General features: G+C 54.5%; 2 protein-coding genes. Both read left to right on the forward strand.

The window, feature by feature from the left end; all coding sequences use genetic code 11:
* Positions 1–1,205, forward strand: a 1,205-nt coding sequence (locus QNK41_RS17100) for an aminotransferase class I/II-fold pyridoxal phosphate-dependent enzyme (RefSeq protein ID WP_319259146.1), incomplete at its 5' end; no start/stop codon positions are given.
* Between the two features lie 231 nt (positions 1,206–1,436).
* Positions 1,437–2,660, forward strand: a complete 1,224-nt coding sequence (locus QNK41_RS17105) for an ABC transporter substrate-binding protein (RefSeq protein WP_319259149.1) — start codon at positions 1,437–1,439, stop codon at positions 2,658–2,660.
* The last annotated feature ends 336 nt before the right edge of the window (positions 2,661–2,996 follow it).

Raw genomic sequence — 2,996 nt, forward strand, 5'->3', positions numbered from 1 at the left:
TCTACGACAAAAAGGCGGTCCAGCCGATCCGCGACGATGCCGCCGATGGTTTCGACACCCGCTGCCTGCATGCCGGATTCAACCCCATGCAGAACCAGAATGACTTCAGGTCATTCGTGCCGCCATTGGTGCAGTCCATCACCTTCCCATACGAGACGTTCGACAAAATTCCCTGTCCGGTGTATGGCCGCACCCGGACGCCCACCAACACGGTGCTGGAGGAGCGCCTCGCCTCTCTGGAAGGGGGCGAGGCTTGCCTGACGGCTGCTTCCGGGTCCCAGGCCCTGTTCAACCTGATCTTCACGATCGCCCGTCCCGGCGACAATGTGGTCACCTCTCTGAATGTCTTCGGCGAGGGATACAAGCAGGCGGTGACGATTTTTCCGGAACGCTGCAACGTTCAATTCAGATTCGTTGAGGATCCGGCCGATGCGGCCAGCTGGGACCGTCAGATCGACGAAAAGACCCGGTTGGTGTGGGTGGAGACCCCCAGCAACCCCTGCCTGTTTATTACCGACATTCAGGCCGTGGCCGACGTGGCCCATGCCAAGGGGGTGCCGCTGATGGTCGACAACACTACGGCCACCGCCGCCTTGCAGCGGCCCATGGATCTGGGTGCGGACATGGTGATGCTCTCCATTTCAAAATTCATTGCCGGCAACGCCACCATATTAGGCGGCGCCCTGGTGGGGCCGGAGCCGCTGGTGGAGGACATCCGCTGGAACACCACCGAGTTTGTGGGGGCCATCATGCAGCCCATGGAGGCCTGGATGACCCTCCAGTACATAGAGACGCTCTCCATGCGCATGCAGCGTCACAGCGCCAATGCCCTGGCCGTGGCCCGCTATCTGCACGCCCATCCCAAGGTGAAGCGGGTCAACTACTCGGGCCTGGACGATCACCCCCAGCACGCGCTGGCCTGCCGGCAGATGTCCGGCCACGGTGGTCTGCTCTCCTTCGTGGCGCCCGGCGGCATGAAAGGGGCGGCCACGGTGATGAACAGCTTCAACCTGGTGGTGCACGCCGTCACCTTCGGCACCAGCCGCTCCATCTGCATGCACCCACCCACCATCACCCACGAGCACATGACTCCCGACGAGCGCAAGGCTGCCGGCATCGACGACGGCCTGATCCGATTTTCGGTCGGTCTGGAAAACCCGGAAGACATCATTGCCGACCTGGAACAGGCCCTGGCCAGGGTGTAAAATGGTTTAGCCTTGACACCGTGGACCGGTTTTAGTAGCCGTGATATTGTTATTCCACCAGCCTCTGTTTTGACTGGCTATTATTTTCAGGTATGCCATCCGGATGAATTGGAAAAGCCTTTGGGCCGCTACCCATAAGTCAGGTTGTTTGCTTTCATTTCAGTCTAACGAAACACGCATCGATACCGAACGAAGCGATTAAGTGACCGATAACCCAACCAGGAGGGGATTATGAAAAGGTGTTCTGTTTTTAACGTCTGTCTTTCAATCATGGTCATTGCATGTTTTTTTGTCGTTGCGCCTGCATCTCATGCAGCCAAAACGCTCAAGATCGGAATCGTAGACTGCTATACGGGCCCTGCCAGCACATACACCAATGATGTGCGGGATGCGTTCAACATGGAGGCTGAAAAGATCAATGCCGCCGGCGGCATTTTGGGCCGCAAGGTCGAAATTCTCACCCGTGACAGTAAATTCAAGGTCGATATCGGCTTGTCTGCCGCCAAGGAATTGATCTACCGGGAAAATGTCGATGTCCTCATGGGTACCATCAACAGCGCCCTGGCCCTGGCCATCTCCGACATGTGCAAGAAAGAGAAAGTGCCTTTTTTTGCCACCTTCTCTAAAAGCGCTAAAATAACCGGGGCAAAGGGTCACCGCTATGTCTTCTCGATTACGGAAAACACGGCCCTGGCCGGAAAGGCCGCGGCCGTCGGCCTGGCCAAAAAACCGTACATGAAATACTGGATCGCCGGTGATGATTATGAATATGGCCACGCCATCGCAGATGGTGTGTGGAACAACCTGCAAGCGATGAAACCCGGTGTCGAGCTGCTGGGTCAGTCCTGGTGGAAGGTTGGGGAACCCGATTTCACACCCTACATTACTGCGATCCTTTCCGCCAAACCGGATGCCGTCATCATCGCCACCGGCGGCCGTGACTGCGTCCCCTTTCTCAAAGCTGCCAAAACCACCGGATTCAACGAGCGGGTTCCGTTTTTCATGCATACCGCCACAGAACTCTCCACTTTGAAGCCGTTGGGCCTCGATGCGCCGGAAGGTGTCATCGGAACATCCAATTACTTTTTTTATTATCCGGAAACGCCTGAAAACAAGGATTTCGTCGAAAATTTCGAAAAGGCCTACCATCGCAAGCCCGCTGTCGGGGCTGTCTACGGTCTGCTTGCCGCGCGCTACATCTTCGGGGCCTATGAAAAAACCGGGGCGATCGACACTGAAAAATTCATCGACAACGTGGAGGGCATGACCGTCGACAGCCCAATCGGCAAAGTCACCATGCGCGCTTACGATCATCAGGCCATGTTGCCGATGTTCATGGGGGTGACCAAAAAAGTGGACGGATACGATTTCCTGATCGCCACCGATATCATGACGATTGCGGGCGAAGATGTCATGCCCTCCATCGAAGAGATCAAAAAGGCCAGAAATCAATAGCGGCATCTTTATCCTGAATTCTTGATTCCATGATGCAACTTAGTTTCTTGATCCTGAATTTCGTGCTTTTTATGAATAGCAAAATTACAGTAGTCAAAAAACCAAATGACCAATGAACTACCCCGCCGCAAGCAGCGGGGTATCGACAACGGAAACTACCAGATTATAGCGTCGCAAGCGACGGGGTATTTGACCCGCTGCTTCGCAATAAAACACAATATCCAAATTCAAAAATCCAAACCATATGCTCTTGAGGAGAGAGCATTCCAATCATCAATATTGGATAGATCAAAATAACAATCAGTTGCTTTCTGCCCTTATTTGAGATTTGGATAT

Origin of the sequence: Desulfosarcina sp. (assembly GCF_033791525.1) — a bacterium.
GTDB lineage: Bacteria > Desulfobacterota > Desulfobacteria > Desulfobacterales > Desulfosarcinaceae > Desulfosarcina.

Excerpts from the sequence above, each read along its gene's own strand:
- QNK41_RS17105 (WP_319259149.1), top strand. The coding sequence starts at position 1,437 with ATGAAAAGGTGTTCTGTTTTTAACGTCTGTCTTTCAATCATGGTCATT.